18 protein-coding genes are annotated in these 18,801 nt (G+C 44.2%); 3 read left to right on the top strand and 15 right to left on the bottom strand.

Annotated elements, in window-relative coordinates:
* Positions 1 to 4: 4 nt before the first annotated feature.
* Positions 5 to 1,084, bottom strand: coding sequence for a DNA-processing protein DprA (dprA, locus tag HED67_RS08520; protein ID WP_221718052.1), 1,080 nt, complete (start codon positions 1,082 to 1,084; stop codon positions 5 to 7).
* Positions 1,071 to 2,669, bottom strand: coding sequence for a YifB family Mg chelatase-like AAA ATPase (locus HED67_RS08515; RefSeq protein WP_221718051.1), 1,599 nt, complete (start codon positions 2,667 to 2,669; stop codon positions 1,071 to 1,073). The genes dprA and HED67_RS08515 overlap by 14 nt, the downstream gene beginning before the upstream one ends.
* A 175-nt stretch (positions 2,670 to 2,844) precedes the next feature.
* Between HED67_RS08515 and dtd the strand changes: the two genes are divergently transcribed.
* Positions 2,845 to 3,294: a D-aminoacyl-tRNA deacylase gene (gene dtd, locus HED67_RS08510; RefSeq protein ID WP_178441296.1), complete on the top strand. Its 450-nt coding sequence runs from the start codon at positions 2,845 to 2,847 to the stop codon at positions 3,292 to 3,294.
* A 96-nt stretch (positions 3,295 to 3,390) separates the two neighbouring features.
* Here the strand turns inward: dtd and HED67_RS08505 are convergent, their stop codons facing one another.
* The 3 genes from HED67_RS08505 to hisA form a co-directional block, all read right to left on the bottom strand.
* Positions 3,391 to 3,846, bottom strand: coding sequence for a GDSL-type esterase/lipase family protein (locus HED67_RS08505; RefSeq protein ID WP_221718050.1), 456 nt, complete (start codon positions 3,844 to 3,846; stop codon positions 3,391 to 3,393).
* A gap of 4 nt (positions 3,847 to 3,850) precedes the next feature.
* Positions 3,851 to 4,630, bottom strand: coding sequence for an RNA polymerase sporulation sigma factor SigG (gene sigG, locus HED67_RS08500; protein WP_178441299.1), 780 nt, complete (start codon positions 4,628 to 4,630; stop codon positions 3,851 to 3,853).
* Between the two features lie 83 nt (positions 4,631 to 4,713).
* Positions 4,714 to 5,484 (bottom strand): phosphoribosylformimino-5-aminoimidazole carboxamide ribotide isomerase, encoded by a 771-nt coding sequence (hisA, locus tag HED67_RS08495; RefSeq protein ID WP_221718049.1) that lies wholly within the window; start codon positions 5,482 to 5,484, stop codon positions 4,714 to 4,716.
* 104 nt (positions 5,485 to 5,588) lie between these two features.
* Between hisA and HED67_RS08490 the strand changes: the two genes are divergently transcribed.
* Together HED67_RS08490 and nrdR are read left to right on the top strand one after the other, a co-directional pair.
* Positions 5,589 to 5,849: a YlmC/YmxH family sporulation protein gene (locus HED67_RS08490; RefSeq protein ID WP_178441301.1), complete on the top strand. Its 261-nt coding sequence runs from the start codon at positions 5,589 to 5,591 to the stop codon at positions 5,847 to 5,849.
* 75 nt (positions 5,850 to 5,924) lie between these two features.
* Positions 5,925 to 6,380, top strand: a complete 456-nt coding sequence (nrdR, locus tag HED67_RS08485; protein ID WP_178441302.1) for a transcriptional regulator NrdR — start codon at positions 5,925 to 5,927, stop codon at positions 6,378 to 6,380.
* 52 nt (positions 6,381 to 6,432) lie between these two features.
* On the opposite strand, the gene HED67_RS08480 is transcribed toward nrdR, so the two are convergent.
* From HED67_RS08480 to HED67_RS08435, 10 genes are all read right to left on the bottom strand, one after another.
* Positions 6,433 to 8,856, bottom strand: a complete 2,424-nt coding sequence (locus HED67_RS08480; RefSeq protein ID WP_221718048.1) for a transglutaminase domain-containing protein — start codon at positions 8,854 to 8,856, stop codon at positions 6,433 to 6,435.
* A gap of 22 nt (positions 8,857 to 8,878) precedes the next feature.
* On the bottom strand, positions 8,879 to 9,979 hold the full coding sequence (locus HED67_RS08475) for a DUF58 domain-containing protein (protein ID WP_221718047.1): 1,101 nt from the start codon (positions 9,977 to 9,979) through the stop codon (positions 8,879 to 8,881).
* A complete protein-coding gene (locus HED67_RS08470) occupies positions 9,976 to 10,932 on the bottom strand; it encodes an AAA family ATPase (protein ID WP_221718046.1) in 957 nt (318 codons plus the stop codon). Before HED67_RS08470 ends, HED67_RS08475 begins: the two co-directional genes overlap by 4 nt.
* Before the next feature lie 125 nt (positions 10,933 to 11,057).
* Entirely contained in the window at positions 11,058 to 11,795 is a 738-nt protein-coding gene (sigE, locus tag HED67_RS08465) for an RNA polymerase sporulation sigma factor SigE (RefSeq protein ID WP_178441739.1), read from the bottom strand.
* Positions 11,796 to 11,837: 42 nt separating this feature from the next.
* Positions 11,838 to 12,236 (bottom strand): sigma-E processing peptidase SpoIIGA, encoded by a 399-nt coding sequence (locus tag HED67_RS08460; protein WP_260702730.1) that lies wholly within the window; start codon positions 12,234 to 12,236, stop codon positions 11,838 to 11,840.
* Between the two features lie 379 nt (positions 12,237 to 12,615).
* The gene (gene ftsZ, locus HED67_RS08455) at positions 12,616 to 13,761 is read right to left on the bottom strand and encodes a cell division protein FtsZ (RefSeq protein ID WP_178441738.1); all 1,146 of its coding nucleotides are present in this window, start codon (positions 13,759 to 13,761) and stop codon (positions 12,616 to 12,618) included.
* A gap of 83 nt (positions 13,762 to 13,844) precedes the next feature.
* Positions 13,845 to 14,615 (bottom strand): cell division protein FtsQ/DivIB, encoded by a 771-nt coding sequence (locus HED67_RS08450; RefSeq protein WP_178441737.1) that lies wholly within the window; start codon positions 14,613 to 14,615, stop codon positions 13,845 to 13,847.
* A gap of 45 nt (positions 14,616 to 14,660) precedes the next feature.
* Positions 14,661 to 15,914 carry a UDP-N-acetylglucosamine 1-carboxyvinyltransferase gene (gene murA / locus HED67_RS08445; protein WP_178441736.1) on the bottom strand — a complete coding sequence of 418 codons (1,254 nt, stop codon included), beginning with the start codon at positions 15,912 to 15,914 and terminating at the stop codon, positions 14,661 to 14,663.
* A 31-nt stretch (positions 15,915 to 15,945) separates the two neighbouring features.
* A complete protein-coding gene (locus HED67_RS08440; protein WP_221718045.1) occupies positions 15,946 to 17,037 on the bottom strand; it encodes an FtsW/RodA/SpoVE family cell cycle protein in 1,092 nt (363 codons plus the stop codon).
* A complete protein-coding gene (locus HED67_RS08435) occupies positions 17,030 to 18,769 on the bottom strand; it encodes a peptidoglycan D,D-transpeptidase FtsI family protein (RefSeq protein WP_221718044.1) in 1,740 nt (579 codons plus the stop codon). Before HED67_RS08435 ends, HED67_RS08440 begins: the two co-directional genes overlap by 8 nt.
* Positions 18,770 to 18,801: the final 32 nt, after the last annotated feature.

The following is an 18,801-nucleotide window of genomic DNA, read 5'->3' as shown; positions in this document are numbered from 1 at the left end:
ACATTTATATATTCAACACATATTGATTTTTTCCTACACTGTGAATAATTCCCTTCAATTCCATGGAAATCAAATTGTGAATCACATTCTGTACTTCCATCCCTGTCAACAATGCAATCTCATCTGCACTTCTAGGAACTAAACATATGCTAGCATACACTACTTTTTCAGAATTATCAAGCGTAATATTATTTTTTTTGTATTCCCGGGCCAGAATTCCAAACTCGTCAAGAATGTCCGATGGCTGCATAACGAGTTTCGCACCTGCCTTGATCAACTGATTACATCCCTCACTCAGAGCATCATCAATTCTTCCCGGAACTGCAAAAATCTCCTTGCCAAGATTCAATCCGTGTTCTACCGTTATCAAAGTGCCGCTTTTTTGTTTGGCTTCTGTTACAACAATTCCCCTGGCTAATGCTGCAATGATCCGGTTTCTCCGCGGAAACTGATAGCCCTCCGGTCTTGTCCCCGGCGGCAGTTCAGAAATAATACCGCCATTTCTGCTGATTTCTGTATAAAGATCCATATTCTCCCGGGGATAACAGATATCCACGCCACACCCAAGAACGGCAAAAGTGCGTCCGCCCTCCTGCAGTGCTCCCCAATGCGCAGCACTGTCACTCCCCCTGGCCATTCCACTGACAACCGTCAGTCCTGCCGCTGCCATTCCTCTTGCCAGCATCCTGCTGACCTGTCGTCCATAACTGCTGCACTGTCTGGCCCCGATCAGTGCGATCATCCATTCATCAGCCTTTGGCAAACTGCCAAGAATATACAAAATAACCGGCGGATCATACAGATACTTTAATGTATCCGGATAAAATGAATTCTCAATAGATATGCATTGAATCCCCTTTGATTTTATTTGTTCATAATCATGCTGAATTCTATCCCTGTTTCTACTATATATAATGCTTTGAAGCTGTGCTTTATTCACAATATGGCATGCATCAACCCTCTTCTCTTCTGCTTCAAACAAGGCACAGACATTGCCTCCGAAGGCATTCACCAGTCTGAGAGCTGTCCGGCTTCCCACCCCCGGAATATTCCCAAGCCAAAACCAATATTCATCCTTTTCCATCATTGTTTCCCCAATATCTTCCATCCAGACATTTATAAAATACAGCTTCGCTGATATCCTCTGTGGAGATTGTCGAATGTCCCGACAAATCTGCAATCGTCCTGGCCACTTTCAAAATCTTATGATAAGAACGAGCGCTGAGATCATACTTCTCATAAATTCTCCGCATTAATTCACGTTCAGCCCTTCCTATGGTGCAATAAAATTCCACATCCCGATCATGCAGCTGTGAATTATATCGATAGTTCGTTCCTTCATAGCGTTCATCCTGTATCCTCCGTGCCTTTTCTACACGCTTCAAAATCTCACCGGAACTTTCTTCTTCGGAAGGTTCCTGCAAAGCGTCAATTCTGACAGGCAGGACTTCTATATTGAGATCAATTCGATCCATCAAAGGCTGACTGATTCTTCCAATATATCGGCGGATCTGAAGCGGTGTACAATGACACTTCTTAACATCCGGATAATATCCGCATCGGCATGGATTAATTGCTGCCACCAGCATAAATCCTGCCGGAAATTCACACATCGCCTGCAGGCGATTAATCATGATCTTCCCTGTCTCAATAGGCTGACGCATTACTTCCATGGCTGCTGAGCTGAATTCTGTCAGTTCATCCAAAAACAGCACTCCTCTGTGTGCCAGACTGATCTCTCCGGGTTTGGGCACTCTGCCCCCACCGGCCAAGGCCACATCCGAAGCCGTATGATGCGGACTTCTGAATGGCCGTGATGTGATCAGCCCCTCCGAAGCTTTCAGCAAACCTGCGGCACTGTAAATCTCTGACACCTCCAGACACTCATCCCATGTCATCCCCGGCAGAATGGTAGGCAGCCGTCTCGCAGCCATAGACTTGCCTGCTCCCGGAGGCCCGATCAACATTGTATGATGCATTCCGGCAGCTGCAATCTCCAATCCTCTCTTCATTGTCCTCTGCCCGGATATATCACTGAAATCAATCTTCGGCATTCGCTTTCCTGACTGATCAAGCAGTGCCTCTTTGTCTGTATAAGCTGCCTCAACATAGCAGCTTCCGTTCAGAAAGCCAATCAGTTCCTTCAGGGTATGTATTCCATAAACTTCAATGTCATCCACAGCAGCCCCTTCAAATGCGTTCACAGAGGGAACGATACATTTTGATATGCCCAGTTTTCTGGCCATCAGTACAACTGACAGTACACCATTCACTGATCGGACACTGCCATCCAGGCTCAATTCTCCGATCAACAATACATCATTCAACTTATCCTGTGCGATAAAACCATAGGCGCATAAAACTGCGGCAGCAATAGCCAGATCACACATCGTCCCTGACTTGCGGACATCCGCAGGCGACAGATTCACAATGACTCTGCGCGGTTCTAATTTAAAACCGGCATTCCGGACAGCTGTCCTCACTCGCTCCTTGGCTTCCTTCACTTCTGCTGAAAGATACCCTACCATATCAAAATAAGGCAAACCGCCGCTGACATCCGTCTCCACTGTAATCATCTCACTGCTCATTCCAATCAGTACCGCACTGGTTGTTTTACAAAACATCTCCGACCTTTCCTGCAGCAAATACACGAATCCCTTAAAATCCATTATATCCATCCTTGAAATTCCCCGCAAATATCATTCATCGACATCATCCACAATAGATTTTATAATCTGTCATCATATGGCAGGTGATTTATCTAATAAATTCTGCTATAATGTCATCAGACATTCGTTTTTCAGTTTTTACTGATGATCAAATGACAACTATGGAGGAATACACATGAAAGCAGTTATACAGCGCGTTTCCCGCGCCAGTGTTGATGTCAATGATGAAACCATCGGGAAGATCGGAAGAGGATTTCTTGTCCTGCTCGGTGTAGCCAATGAAGATACCGATGAGGATATGGATTATCTGGTGAAGAAGATTACTCAGATGAGGATATTTGAAGATGAAGCAGGCAAGATGAATCTTTCTCTGAAAGATGTCGGCGGTGAAATTCTGATCATTTCTCAGTTCACACTGTTTGCCAGCACGAAGAAAGGCAATCGCCCGAGCTTCACAGAAGCCGGCGCACCTGATTTTTCTAAAGAGATGTATCTGAAGTTTATTGCAGCCTGCCGTGACTGCGGTATCCATACAGAAGAAGGCGAGTTCGGTGCCCATATGATGGTTTCTCTGGTCAATGATGGACCTGTAACGATTACTATGGACAGCAAGCAAAAGCACTGATCACCATTCTCTATCTGTCGATTTCGTTCATGTCAGCCGCAGAACAGAGCCTGTAAGCCGCCGATTAAGACATCCTATACATGCACAAAGGCATCCTTAGCCGAGGATGCCTTCAATTTCTATTACTTTTTGATAAATTGCCTCTGCTAGCAATCGATGATTCTCAGGGTCCATATGTTCCTGATCGGCTGCACTTGGTTTTGCATATGCAGCCGCATTAAGAAATGGAATATTTTCTTTTTCCGCAATCTGACGATAAACTTTTGCCAGATGCTTTGAGACATCGACAGATTTCTCTGAGAATTCCGGATCGAATCCCAGTTTCCAGACATTCTCTCCCAGCCAGATGGGCGATATGAGCAGAATTCTACTGTCGGGGGCACCGCTACGGATTTGTCCGATGATTTTTTCTAATGTGTGATTACATTGAACTGTATGAACTAGATTTCCATCTCCATTAACGTTTGTATAAAATGCCTCTACTTCATTTGCAATTAATGTTACATTTGCTTTATCTTGGAGTCTGCCTGAAACCCATTTGATATACAGCATACATTCAGGCTCTCAGATATGTCCGCATATTTTGAAGTGCTGATTTTTCTATTCTTGAAATCTGGGCCTGTGAAATGGCCAGTTCATCCGCTACTTCCATCTGGGTCTTTCCTTCATAAAAGCGCATTTTGATAATTCTGTTCTCACGATGATTTAGTCTTTTCATTGCATCGTTCAATGCCAGATTCTCAACCCAGCTGTTTTCACCATTTTTCCTGTCGCTGACCTGATCCATAATACACAACGCATCCCCACCATCAGTATAAACCGGTTCATATAAAGACATCGGGCTCTGAATGGCATCCAGGGCAAAGACAATGTCTTCCTTCGGAATACCTGTTTCCTCAGCTATTTCCATTACCGTCGGTTCACGATTATTTCTTGTGATTAAAGCCTCTCTGGCGTATATCGCCTTATAAGCCGTATCTCTTAAAGAGCGGCTGACCCGTATAGCACTGTTGTCACGCAGAAAGCGACGAATTTCCCCAACGATCATAGGCACAGCATAAGTACTGAAACGTACACCCTGTGTTAAATCGAAGTTGTCGATTGCTTTTATAAGGCCGATACAGCCCACCTGAAAAAGATCATTGACGTTTTCATTGGTACCCGAGAAACGCTGTATAACACTGAGAACCAGCCTGAGATTACCATTGATAAAACGCTCTCTGGCCCGCAAATCATGGTTCTTGATTCTCTTCATCAGCATTTCCTTCTCGTCTTCTTTCAGGAGCGGCAGTTTTGCCGTATTGACACCGCAAATCTCCACTTTGTATCCAGCCATACAAATACCTCCGCATCATTAGATTGAGAATTCATCCCAAACATAATGATGCGCATGATGAGGTCATTTTATGCAATGCTGTATCAGGAAATATCTGCCGCCTTCTCAAAAGGAATGGTGCCGCCGAAAATATCCAGTGCACTGCCAATTGTCACATCCAGACGATGATTGCCAAGTCTTTTTAATATTTCAACATCATCAAGAGATCCGACACCGCCGGCATAAGTAATCGGAATGCCATCCCAGGCGCCGAGGATTGATGCGAGTTCTTTCTCTATTCCGGAGGCTTTGCCCTCCACATCCACTGCATGAATCAGAAACTCACTGCAGTAAGGCGCCAGAAGATTCAGTGTCTCTTCATTCACGATATGTTCAGTAAACTTTTGCCAACGATCAGTGACAATATAATAAAGCCCATCTTTTTTGCGGCAGCTCAGATCCAGAACCAGATGTTCTCTGCCAACAGATTCATGGATTGCTTTTAAATGTTCAAAATCAATCTTTCCTTCCTTAAACACATAAGAAGTCACTATAACATGTGAAGCACCGGCGCGAATAAACTTCATCGCGTTATCACTGTGAATGCCGCCGCCGATCATCAAACCGCCCGGAAAAGCTTCAAGTGCCCCCATGGCCTGGGCAAGGTCTGCATCATAATACTCAGAGCCTTCGGGATTTAAAAGGATAATATGACCGCCAATCAGTCCTTTCTCTCTGTATAACCTGGCATACCAGGCTGCATCCTGTTCCGAAACAAAATTGTCAATGGCCTGATTCATCTCATCCTTTAAACTGCCGCCTACAATCTGTTTCACCATTCCATTATGTATATCAATACACGGTCTGAATTTCATTGTCCCGCCTCCATTTACACTTTTGGCCTTATTATATCCAAAATAAAATAATTCTTCAAGCCGCATCATATATTTTAGAGATAGCATTATCGGAGAATTGCTTTATGCGTATCTGTGAACTCCGTGAAAAAGAAGTTATTAACATCCGGAACTGTCAGCGTTTGGGCCGTGTTCTGGACATTGAATTTGATCTTCATACAGGTGCCATCTGTCAGCTGATTCTTCCGGGGCCCTCCCGCTTCTGCGGCTTCTTCGGTCGGGATGCCGAATATCTGATCGGTTGGAAATGCATCCGCCAAATTGGTGCAGATATCATTCTTGTGGACGTTGATCTCGAAAAATGTATGCAAAAACCGACGAATTAAATTGACCTTCGTTACACAATTGTTTATAATAAACGTTAACAGGGATGATTCCCTTATGTACAGGAGGAAGAAGATATGAAATGCCCATTTTGCAGCGCAGAGGATACACGTGTGATTGATTCCCGTCCTACCGACGACAACGCTTCCATTCGCCGCCGACGTCAGTGCCCGGTCTGCGGGAAACGTTTTACAACCTATGAGAAAATCGAGACACTGCCTCTGATTGTCATCAAGAAAGACAACAACCGGGAACCTTACGACCGTTCTAAAATCGAAGCCGGCATTGTTCGTTCCTGTCATAAGCGTCCGATTTCAACAGCCCAGATCACTGCAGTCATTGACGATATTGAGAATACGCTTTTCAACAGAGAAGAACGTGAGATTCCGACGATGGTCATCGGGGAACTTGTCATGGACCACCTCAAGAATCTGGATCCTGTAGCCTACGTTCGTTTTGCATCGGTTTACCGTGAATTCAAAGATATCGATACTTTTATGGATGAGATCAAGAAAATACTTGCGTCTAATTAACCAAAACGGATGCCACCCACTGTCTGATAACAGTGAATGGCATCCGTTTTCGTTATTTTTTCTTCTCTAAATGACATTTGATTTCATGACAGATCCCTGTACATTGCTCATACTCTTCTTTTGTCAGCATATCTTCACTGAAAGCCGCCTGATGGAGTTTTTCCATCAGCCACATTAATTCTTTCTCATCCGGATGTTCAAGCTGCGACTGCAGCCATTTCACGTAGTCCCAGTCATCCAACGGCCGCTCCGGCCGGATACCCGACCGTTCCAGTTCTTCTGTTAGATGCTGCCATCTGGATAATAATGCTTTATTTCTATTTATACGACTGTAGGTTCTAAAAGACTGCTTCCGATATCCGGAATAATAGACAAACCCTCCAAACACCGCTATCACAGCCATAACTGCCGCCGGCCATAAAGGAATCCCTTTATTTTCGCCTACACCCCTCTGAGAACCCTTCAATGAGTTTGTACTGTTTCCTGTTTCTTTATCCTTCTGTGAAGACTCTGCATCATCTCCTTTTGTTTCATGCCCCGTCTCTGAACTCTCTGCTGATGTCTCTGATGCAGTTTCACTCCCTCCTGATTCTGTTTCCTGCGAAGTGTCCGTATATTCAGAATTCTCTTCTGAAGCAGGATCTGTCTCTGTAGTTGACGGATGATTTTGAGCGATGGCATCCTCTGCCGGTGTCATATCCACCGGGATCCATATCCCATGTACACGATCATAGATTTCTGTCCATGCATGTCCCCTGTAACCTGTTACATCGGCCGTATAACCTCCAAGGGATGTGTCTGCCTTAAAATCCTGCGGCCATACAACATATCCCGATGCGTATCTGGCAGGAATACCTGCCAGGCGAAGCATCATGACGCCTGCAGAAGCAAAATGAATACAGTAACCCTTTTTCTGCCTTCCAAAAAAATCCTCAATAACATTACTCCCATCCGACACAGGTTCCAGATTATTTTTCTCATAGGTGTAATTCTGCTGCAGAATATTTTGTATTTCTGTCACCCACTGGTACACCGTCATATCACCATTTTCTGACCGGAGCGCTTTGACAGCCTGCTCCAGTGAAGGCATGCCATCCGGCACACTTAAATAATTGGCATATACATAACTGTCATAATCCTGGAATAAATCAGCCTCATCCTGATTAAGAACAGTACTTTCCGGGGTATCATCTGCCAGTATTTTTTCCAAATCAGGCAGTGGATAGCCATTGAATTCATTCCCGGATGAGGCTCTCAGATAACTATCTCCTTCCATTGTCATGCCGCTTATGTTGATACCATATGGTGCCCAGGTACACTGATCATCTGCAGATATATTGGAGACAATGTAATTTTGTTCAGATGCATCATCTTCTATTGCGCCAAGACAGCGGAATAGCTGCTGGGCCCACAGTGCTTTCGCTTCATCATAGGTCCACTGCCCGGATGCCGGCCATTGCTGATAATCTTTGCGCAGTCCATCATCTGTGATCACAGCCCAGCACTCTGTATCTGTATTGTAAGAAGCACCTGAAAAATCCTTCATATAAACAGCTGACCGAGGCCTGACATCTGTCCAGACTTTCAATTCAACTTTGCCGGACTGCACAGGAGATTGATTACTTAAAAGCCCCGGCTGATCACCCATCAATTTACCGAGAGTCCTCTGGGCTGCTGAAAACATTTGCTGCGGATAATCTTTGACAACAGCATACTGATTATGCATAAAATCTGCTGCATAATTTCGAGCAAGCCAGTCACTAAACCCAAATACCAAAGTCAGCATAACAACGGCCAGGACTCCCCCTCGGAGTGCTTTTCTATTCATCATAGAATTCAGCACATAAACATCAACAGAATCAAAGGCAATGAGGCCGCCCAAGGTAATGATCACCGCAAACATCCAAATCACATCCGGAAAAGCATCCAGCATTAAAGACATAACCAATGCAAGCCCGGTCAATAAAATCGTGATTTTATTTGACCGCATTGCAGCTGTTGCATAGTTTATGATCAACATCAGAAATCCAAGAACCACTCCATAAAAAAGCATATTTTCAACTGTATTCACATTGTCGATAACCAGATGTACATCTATCTGGTAATAATGGGAAATCGCTTTTTCCAGCCCCTGAGCCCAGGCATTATATCCCGAAAGGACACTGCCCTGATTAAATCTCGCAATAACCGCCAATAGTACACAGCCTATGACAAAACCTTTATTTTCCTGATATGTTAAATTCAGAACTTCAATTAGAATACCAAATGCTACCGAAAGGACAGCCATCTTTACAGTGTCCGGTTTTAACCCTGCATTGCCGCAGATCCATTCGATCCATCCGATCGACCAGACACACAGCAGCAAACCATGGAATATACCGGTCAGTATCCGTTCTCTTACCTCAGGTTCACTGTTATAAACCGGCCACTTCTGATCGATATCCAATTCAAATTCTTTTTTTAATTTTTTACCCATCCTTTTGTACCTTAAAACCTATTTAAATACGAATTAAACATTCTGACATTGATTTCTTAATATTCGCTGCATTAAAATAGCCTGCCGTTTCTTCGTTTGTCAGTATCTCACCGGACAATTTTAATGTGATATCCGCAGCATAAAGTCCATAAGGAAAAGCTTCTTTGTACATTTCCTTCAGATCCACGAATCCTTCATAACAGGACACTGACATCAGATAGCTCATCAATGCATAAATATCATCTATTTTACTGATGCGCTGCTTTGAAAGCTTTTTTGCCTCTGCATCATACCACACAATAAAATGCCGGCAGTTTTGTTCCAACAGCGCATTGGAAATAGATAACGCGGCTTCGACCAAAGCTTCCGCATTGCTTTTTTCCCTCTGAGACGCTGCATAAAAATCCATAAAGATTCCTGCCGCAAGACAAATTGGCTCACCGGCCTCCCTGACATAAAGCTCACCGCTTCGTGCTGTCAATTTCCAATGGATTGTCTGAAGACGATCTCCGGGGCGATAAGGACGGATCTGATAAATCTGTGAATGGTCATTCCCCGCAGCCTCCGGCTCGTCCTCCTCAGTCTCGCCGGCAAAATGGCGGACACCTTCCGATACATCCACCATCGTTTCATAAATTTTAGGAAGAAAGGTTATCTCTTTTGTCAGAGTTATTTTTTTGTTCAGACTGAAGAAGCCGAAAATGTCTTTTGTCCGGATTCTGTCAATCACAATTTTGACTTTTCCGCATTGATAACCGCAAATATCATAAATGACATGGCTGTTAATTCTTCCATCATGATCAATCCTCAGATAACTGACCTTTTGTTGATTAGTAAGAACGGAAATGCAGCGCATACGCAGATTGATTTGTCCCACGGGAAGCATGATCCCCCGTTTGATATCTATCTGCAATTGAATCGGATTATTTTTTTCTGCCACGGGAACCGGTATTTTCATGGTGATATTTATTTTTCTTCGGGCGACAACCAACAATACCAGTGAAATAACCGGCAAAAAAATAGCCGCAGCCATCAGCATACTGACAGCCGCATTCTCATAGATCACCGACTCATAGACCATTAAAACCACAAAAGCAAGATATATACCCCAGCGTATCATCATTGCTTCTTTCTCCGCACAGTAGGCCGCTCTGTATCATTGATAATCTGGTCAAGGAGATCAGATGCCGTCACATGATTGATCCGTGCTCTGGCATTCAGCCGTATTCTATGGATAGCAACATCGTAAAATACATTGGCTACATCATCCGGATAGACAAACTTTCTTCCCTGGAGCCATGCACAGCTTTTGGCCATGGCTGCCAGGGCCACTGTACCTCTCGGACTGATTCCCAGCTCGATCATATCATGCTGACGTGTTTTATTAACCAGACGTACCATGTATTTATAAATTGCCTGATGAACATAGATTTGTTCAGCTTCACGTTTTGCATCCAAAAGGGCTGCCGCATTCATCACCGATGCAACTTCATTTAATGGATCTCCTTCGGATTTACCCTTCAAAATGGCAATCTCATCCTCGGGATTCGGATAGCCCATGGTCAGGCAGATCATAAAACGGTCAACCTGGGATTCCGGCAGCATCTGTGTGCCGGCACTTCCCACCGGATTCTGGGTTGCCAGAACAATAAAAGGTTCCGGCACAGGTTTTGTTACGCCATCCACAGTTACGCTTCCCTCCTCCATCACTTCAAGAAGCGCAGACTGGGTCTTCGGTGATGTACGATTAATCTCATCCGCCAGAAACAAATTGCACATAACAGCTCCGGGTTGATAGACAAACTTTCCGCTGCTTTTATCATACATGGAAAATCCTACGATATCTGCCGGAAGAATATCCGGTGTAAACTGGACACGATTTTGCTGCAGATCCATTGCCTTCGAAAATGCCAGTGCCATTGTTGTCTTTCCGACACCGGGAATATCATCCAACAAAATATGACCGCCGGCGATCATAGCCGCCATGACCTTAAATATGCAGGCATCTTTTCCGATCACGACTTTTTTTACTTCATCTATAACAGCATTTGCCTTTTGTAAATTCACAGACCCCATTCGAATTTCCTCCGTTTTTTGATTCCTTTTTTATCATTTTACATGATTTTCACAGACAGTACAATGTTTTCAACATTTTAGATGCATTTCAGATGCAAAATTTTCCCATCCCTTCAACCGTACATTCACGCCCCTTCCATTCTCACAATATCCTTTTTTAATCGTCCGATGATCTTCTTCTCCAGCCTGGAAATGTAAGATTGAGAAATACCAAGGAGATCTGCCACCTCTTTTTGAGTTTTTTCCTGTCCGTCCGAAGTTCGTATCCCAAAACGGAGCTGAATAATTGTCTTCTCCCGGGGTGACAGTCTTGACAGTGCTTTATACAGCAAATGATAATTCACTTCCTCCTCCATTTTACTGTAAATGACGTTTTCATCCGTGCCCAATATATCTGACAGCAGCAATTCATTGCCATCCCAGTCTACATTTAAAGGTTCATCAATCGATACTTCCATTTTCAATTTGCTGCTGCGCCTTAAATACATCAAAATTTCATTTTCAATACATCTGGATGCATAAGTCGCAAGCTTTATATTTTTTTCCGGATTATAGGAATTGATGGCCTTGATCAGACCGATGGTTCCTATGGAAATCAGATCCTCCATTCCGGCACCTGTATTATCAAACTTTCTGGCAATATAAACTACCAGACGAAGATTATGTTCGATCAGAATATTACGTCCCCGTTCTCTCTCCTTTTCCAACGCCAGCATCTCAATGGCCTTTTTTTCCTGTTCACCCTCCAGCGGAACCGGAAGGACATCCGTTCCGCTGATATAATGGATTTCTCCATTCGATTTATAAATCACACTTCTGAACCCACGCAGCATACGATACCCTGCATAATTGATTGTCCGCATCAACCCATTCCCTCCTGAATTTAATTTCCATATCTTATGCACTCAGATCATGTCCGGATGCAAAATGATCTCATAGCCATCCCTTTTACCAAAGGACTGTTCAGCCACAGCCAAAACCGGATGTGCATATACAAAAGAATATCGGTTCACAAACACAACCAATTCGTCCGCAACAAATCCTTTCATCAGCCCATTTTCCACGCCAATACTGCTGTAAGGAATCAGGCGAAATCGTCTTCCCCATTCCTGTTCCCCTTCAAGCAAACGCATAGCCAGTTCCTTCCCGATAATGCTGACCGGCTTTTTCCTGATGGGTTCATACAAACGATTCCCTGTATCATAAAGCCCTATTGTTTCTATTAATTTCATTCCTGTTTTGATTTGTACACGGTAAAGATTTTTCCGTTGATGACAGCAAAGATCCCTGTAGCATTGACGCAGTTTCTTTGCTAAGTGATGATTTATGAAATGCGTATAATGGAATTGCAGGAAGTAATCGTACCCGCATATTTTATCCCAGGTGGCAGTCTGGTAAAAAATAATGCTATCCTCCTGATTTTTGGTACGGGTCTATTATAGCCTATGTCCCATAAATATTTTGTCAAATCCAGAGAAGGTTCCTATAAATATTTCGACAAAAAAGAATGTGCCAAAGCACATTCTCGCGCCGGACGCGGTCGCTTGCGACAATCTACATCTTCGCGCAAGTGCGCATCGCAGGCGCATTAGTGCCTTTTTGTGTAATAGGGAATTCCTCAGAATTCCCTATTACACAAAAAGAGCACATCCAAAGGATGTGCCCTATCATATTGCTGTCAAATTATCTCTTCTGTAAGAAGCTTGGGATCTGAATATTACCTGTTGTGCCTGCCGGTTTCTTTGCAGCCTGATTCTGCTGAACAAATGCAGGTGGTACAGGACTTCCTGTCGGCGCCTTGTATGTATTGCTGCCAACACTTGTCTGGTAAAGCGGTTTCTTTGCATAACCAGACTTCTGAGGTGTCTCAACTTTCTTCTCTTCTTCAAGACCTGTTGCAATAACAGTGATTGTTGCTGAATCCGGTGTGGAATCATCATACATCGCACCAAAGATGATGTTGGCAGATTCACCGGCCAGTTCCTCAACATACATTGCTGCTTCATTGGCTTCGATCAGGCCGATATCACCGGAAATGTTGATGATGATATCTGTTGCACCTTCGATGGTTGTCTCAAGCAGCGGGCTTGTGATTGCCTGCTTAACCGCTTCAAGAGCCTTGTCATCGCCGTGGCCTTCACCGATACCGATATGAGCGATACCCTTGTCCTTCATGACAGTAGAGATATCTGCAAAGTCAAGGTTGATCAGACCCGGTACATTGATCAGGTCCGTGATACCCTGAACGCCCTGCTGTAATACTTCATCTGCCTTCTTCAGTGCTTCAGGCATAGATGTTCTTCTGTCAACAATCTCAAGAAGCTTGTCATTCGGAATGACGATCAGTGTATCAACATTCTGCTTCAGGTTCTCAATACCCTGAATCGCATTGTTCATACGCTGTCTTGCTTCAAATCTGAAAGGTTTTGTAACAACACCAACTGTCAAACATCCGAGATCCTTGGCAATACCTGCAACAACAGGTGCTGCACCAGTACCTGTACCGCCGCCCATACCGCAAGTAACGAATACCATATCCGCACCCTTAATGAGCTCTGTCAGTTCATCCATACTCTCTTCTGCTGCCTTGGCACCAACTTCAGGTTTCGCACCTGCACCAAGTCCCTTTGTCAGTTTCTCACCAATCTGTACTAACTGTGGTGCTTTACATAACTGTAAAGCCTGACGGTCTGTATTAACACCGATGAATTCAACACCGAGGATATTTTCATCTACCATTCGGTTGACAGCATTATTACCTGCGCCGCCAACTCCAATTACAAGAATTTTTGCTGCTGCTTCATTTTCATTTGGTTTTATCTCAAGCAAGGTTCTTCCTCCTTCATATTTCACCTTTTATCGTATCATACCATTATATAATATTATTTTTTTTTAAAAATATCAACCTTTATTTATGAATCTTTTGTAAAAATAATCGAATCTTTTGTGGAATCGTATTCTTCAAGATGTAAAGTCCCCGATAATCCATCCAGATTCGGAAGAAGATCCTTCAGTTCTGAAAGTTTTTCTTCCATATAAATATCTTTTCCCAAAAGAACGGTGACCTTTCCCATCACCAGATCGTAACCGCCATCTGAAGTGATGCCGATCGTATCAGCGGTAATCTCCTCTTCATTCAGTAAAGCGGCGATATTCAAAATGCTGTCCAGAACAGTATCATCATTAGCTGTCAGCACATCCCCGTTTTCAGCACTTTTGATCTGAATACCATCCATCATCGGGATATCCGGAATCTTATCATCCTGCGTCAAAATAATCCTGCCCTTTTCATTGACATAACTATACTGATCATTGTTCTTCACTGCTGCTACGAGCTGCTGCTCTCTCACGTGTACCACCACTTTCTGAGGATTCTCAATAGAGAGTCGGATGCCTGAAAGTAATGGTTCTGAGGAAATATCGATTTTACGGTTGATCAACCACAAAATCAATGTATTCCCATAACTCTTATCACATTGAATCAGTTCTTTCACCTTGTCATCCGTTACACGCTCATTGCCCGTGATCTGAATATCTTTGGTCTGAAAGCCGAAAACACCCACCAACACAAGCACAATCAGAATGATGAGAAAAGCAAGCACCGGATGTCTCTTCTTTTTCTTTCGTTTTCCGGGTTGCTTCCTTTGACGCTTATACACAGTTTCTGTACCTTTATCTGCCAATCAGATTCTCCTCCTGTCTTCCTATATCAATTTTTACATCCAAACTCACTGTCTGCGATCAATGCACGCACCGAGACTGCGCAGATCGCTGCACACATCAACATAGCCTCTGTCGATATACTCGCTCTCCTGTACTATCGTCGTTCCCTCTGCCGCCAGACCGGCAGCAACAAGGGCTGCTCCTCCTCGCAGATCTCTGGCCGCAACAGCTTCTCCATGCAGTTTTGCCGAACCGCTGATCAATGCCTTCGACCCACTCACTGAAATATCTGCACCCATCCTAATCAGCTCAGGGACAATTTTGAAACGATTTTCGAAGATATTCTCTGTAATAGAACTCTCCCCATGAGCTGTGCAAAGACACGCCATCATCTGTGACTGCATATCTGTAGGAAATCCCGGATAAGGCTGTGTCTGAATATTCTTCACGCCAAGAAGTACAGATGGTGCTATTATTTTAATACTTTCTTCGCAAATAATCAAGCCACATCCTGATTCTGCCAGCACATCCGCCACCGATTGTACATGCCGGACCCGCACCCCCTTTAAAACCGCCTGGCCGCCTGCTGCTGCAACAGCTGTCATATAGGTTCCCGCAACGATCCGATCGGCCATGATTGTGTATTGGACATCGTGCAGCTGCTCTACACCTGTTATCACTATTCTGTTTGTTCCGATACCATTTATTCTGGCACCAGCAGCAATAAGAAATCTGCACAGATCTTCTATTTCCGGTTCCATGGCTGCATTGATAATCTCAGTACTTCCCTCTGCCAGAACCGCCGCAAGAATTACATTTTCCGTAACCCCTACACTCGGATAGGATAAAACAATTTTCGCACCTTTAATTCCTTTTGTCCTGCAATAAATCCCCTCTTCCCTCATTGAGACCTGAACGTTCATTTTCTGCAATGCTTCTATATGCCAATTGACAGGTCTTGCTCCGATGGTACAACCGCCCGGATACGGCATCAGCACTTCTGTTTTTCTTCCCATCAGCGGTCCGAGAAGAAGCACAGAAGATCGCATCTTTCCCGCATCCGGTGCAGATATTTCTATCGGATCAATTTCTTTTGTATCCAAAATCAGCCTGTCTCCATCGGTCTCAATACGAACACCCATCTGTTCAAGCAGCCGGCACATATGTCTGACATCCGATATCTGAGGGCACCGTCTAAGACAGACAATGCCTTTGTTTAAAAGAGATGCGGCCATAATCGGTAGTGCGGCATTTTTTGCCCCCTGTATATCAACCTCTCCATTCAGGCAGTAACCGCCCCGGATACATATCGATGACATTTCTTTCCTCCAGACCCGGTACCATTATAGTTTATGATATGCCGCCTTTTCCCTGCCGTGCCACATTCTGTACAATTCCAATCTCACACATGAGAAAAACAAGAGATGTTCCGCCATAGCTGATAAAGGGCAGAGGGACACCTGTGTTTGGGATACTGTTGGTTACAACGGCAATGTTGATCATCATCTGCAGACCGATATGCGCCATTACACCCGTTACAAATAAAGCCCCCTGCAGATCCGGTGCTGCCATTGCAATGACGGCACACCGCCAGATCAGCAGAATAAACAGTAAAATACTAATGATGGCACCGAACAATCCCCATTCTTCACAGATAATAGCAAATATCATATCATTGTGAGCTTCCGGAACATAAGCCAGTTTCTGAATACTTTTCCCGTAGCCGCAGCCAAAAAGCCCGCCGGAACCAATAGCAAAAAGTGCCTGCCGTGTCTGATAGCCTTTAGGATGAGTCTCCACATTCAGCCAGGCTTCAATCCGGTCCAGGCGGTAAGCTGCTAATTTCAGGAAAACGCCCATCATGGCGATCCCCATTCCCGTCAAAGCAAAAAAGGGAGCCCATTTGCGGCTGGCCGTAAAAATAATAATAAAAGACACTCCGAGAATAATGACTCCTGTACTGAGATTCGTTGCCATGACCATGGCCGCTGCCGGCATCACACATAAAAACATCAGGATGATCCCCTTCCTCTTTTTCATCAGAGGCTCTGCTGCGCTGCACATTGCTGCCAAAAAGATGATCAATATAAATTTCGTAAATTCAGAGGGCTGGAACCCGACAGGGCCAATATAGATCCAGCGTTTCTGGCCATGACTTGCAGTTCCAATGAGGAAAACCGCCGCCAGCATCAACAGGGCAATACCATACAAAGGCCAGGCATATTTGAGAATCCGATGATAATCCGGTCTGCTGATCATGTACATCATGACCGTCCCGATGATAACGGTAAAAATCTGACGTTTGACATAATAAAATGCATTTCCATACTGAAGTCCGGCGGTATAAGAACTGGCACTATAGATCATGACAAGGCCGAATACGATCATCCCAAATACAAGAAGCAGCATTAACGGATCACCGGCATTCACTTTTTTATTCATTTCCATCTCCTGTTTCATTGATTATTTCCGGCTGTTCACCCAGATAATAAGGAAGTACATTTTCAAATATTTCCCTCATCACCGGTGCTGCCACTGTTCCGCCGTAATAGGCCCCCACAGGTTCATCAATCATCACAATTCCTACGATCTTCGGATCATCTGCCGGAGCAAACCCGATAAATGAAGCAATATATTTGCCTGAACCTCTTGGCAGTTTCTGACTGGTTGCTGTTTTGCCGCCGATGCGATAACCTTCTATATAGCATTTCTTTCCGGTTCCCTCAGCGACAACCTTTTCCAGAAGCATTTTCATTTTATCCGATACATCCCGGCCGATCGCATTTTGATGATATTCATATTTCAATTTTTTTATCTGTCCGGTCTCACTGACAAGCTTTACACCAAGATGCGGTGTTACAAGATTCCCGCCGTTAATAACAGTGCTGACAGCACGAAGCATCTGAATCGGTGTGATCTGGAAAGACTGCCCAAATGAGATGGTTGCCAATTCCACCTCACCCACATCCTCGATCTGATGCATAATCGACCCGGCCTCTCCCGGCAGATCAATGCCGCTTTTTTCCATAAGACCCAGCTTATGAAAATACTGATACATGATTTCGACACCTGTCCTCAGACCTGTTTCAATAAATACCGGATTACAGGAATTCATCAGTCCTTCCACAAAGGATTCCGATCCGTGTCCGGCTATTTTGTGGCATCGGATTCTCCGGTCTTCTACGATTTTGTAACCCGGACAATAAAACCGGTCATTTAAAGAGACACTGCCTGATTCCAGGGCTGCCGTCGATGTAATGATCTTGAATGTTGACCCCGGTTCATATGTGTCATTCAGGCATCCATTTCGCCACATTCTGTTTAAGGCATCCTGATGATTCTCTATCGGTCCATCACCAGGAAGTGTATAGGGTGAATTCAAATCAAACTCCGGCTCATTGGTCATTGCCAGAATTTCGCCATTACGCGGATCCATTAATAGAACAGATACACTTTTCGCTTCTTTTTGTTCTATTATTTTTTGCGCTGTCTGCTGTACATAGCATTGTATCGTATAATCCAGACTTGTATACAAATCATTCCCGGGAACTGGTTCAACTCTGTCTTCTGCCGCGTGGCCCACCTCCACGCCCCTTGCATCTGTAACTGTCAGAATGGCACCTTTAATTCCTTTAAGCCACTGGTCATACTTAACTTCCAGCCCGATAATTCCCTGATTATCTCCGCCTGTAAAGCCCAATACCTTGGATGCCAGCGTTCCATACGGATAATTCCGCGTATAGTCTTCGTCCACCATCACACCTTTTAACTGATAGCTTCGGATTTTATCTCCCAATTCTTTTGAAACATTTGCCTTAATTCTTTCAATTGAAGATACTTTTTCCACACGCTTTCTGACTGGAGTTTCATCCAGGGACAAAACATCCGACAAAACCGAAATCACCCTTTCGGGATCCGTGATCTGATTGTGGATCACCGATATCGTACAGACCGACTGATTATCTGCAAGGACAATGCCATTTCTGTCATAAATGACTCCTCTCGCAGCCTTAATACTCCGCTCCCTTTCATGCAAAGCACTGGCCTGCTCCTGATAGTACTCCGACCGGAATATCATCAGATATACCAGTCTTCCCGTCAGAAGCAGGCCAATCCCCACAATAAAAGCGGCCATGATGAGCATCTTTCGTCTGTGATAGATTTTAATCTGCATTCATTTGTCCGCTTTCATTTTTTATTATATTA

The organism is Pseudocoprococcus catus, assembly GCF_019734885.1.
Classification (GTDB): domain Bacteria; phylum Bacillota; class Clostridia; order Lachnospirales; family Lachnospiraceae; genus Coprococcus_A; species Coprococcus_A catus.
The sequence above is the reverse complement of the archived record's forward strand: the minus strand, read 5'-3'. Positions and strand labels throughout refer to the sequence as shown.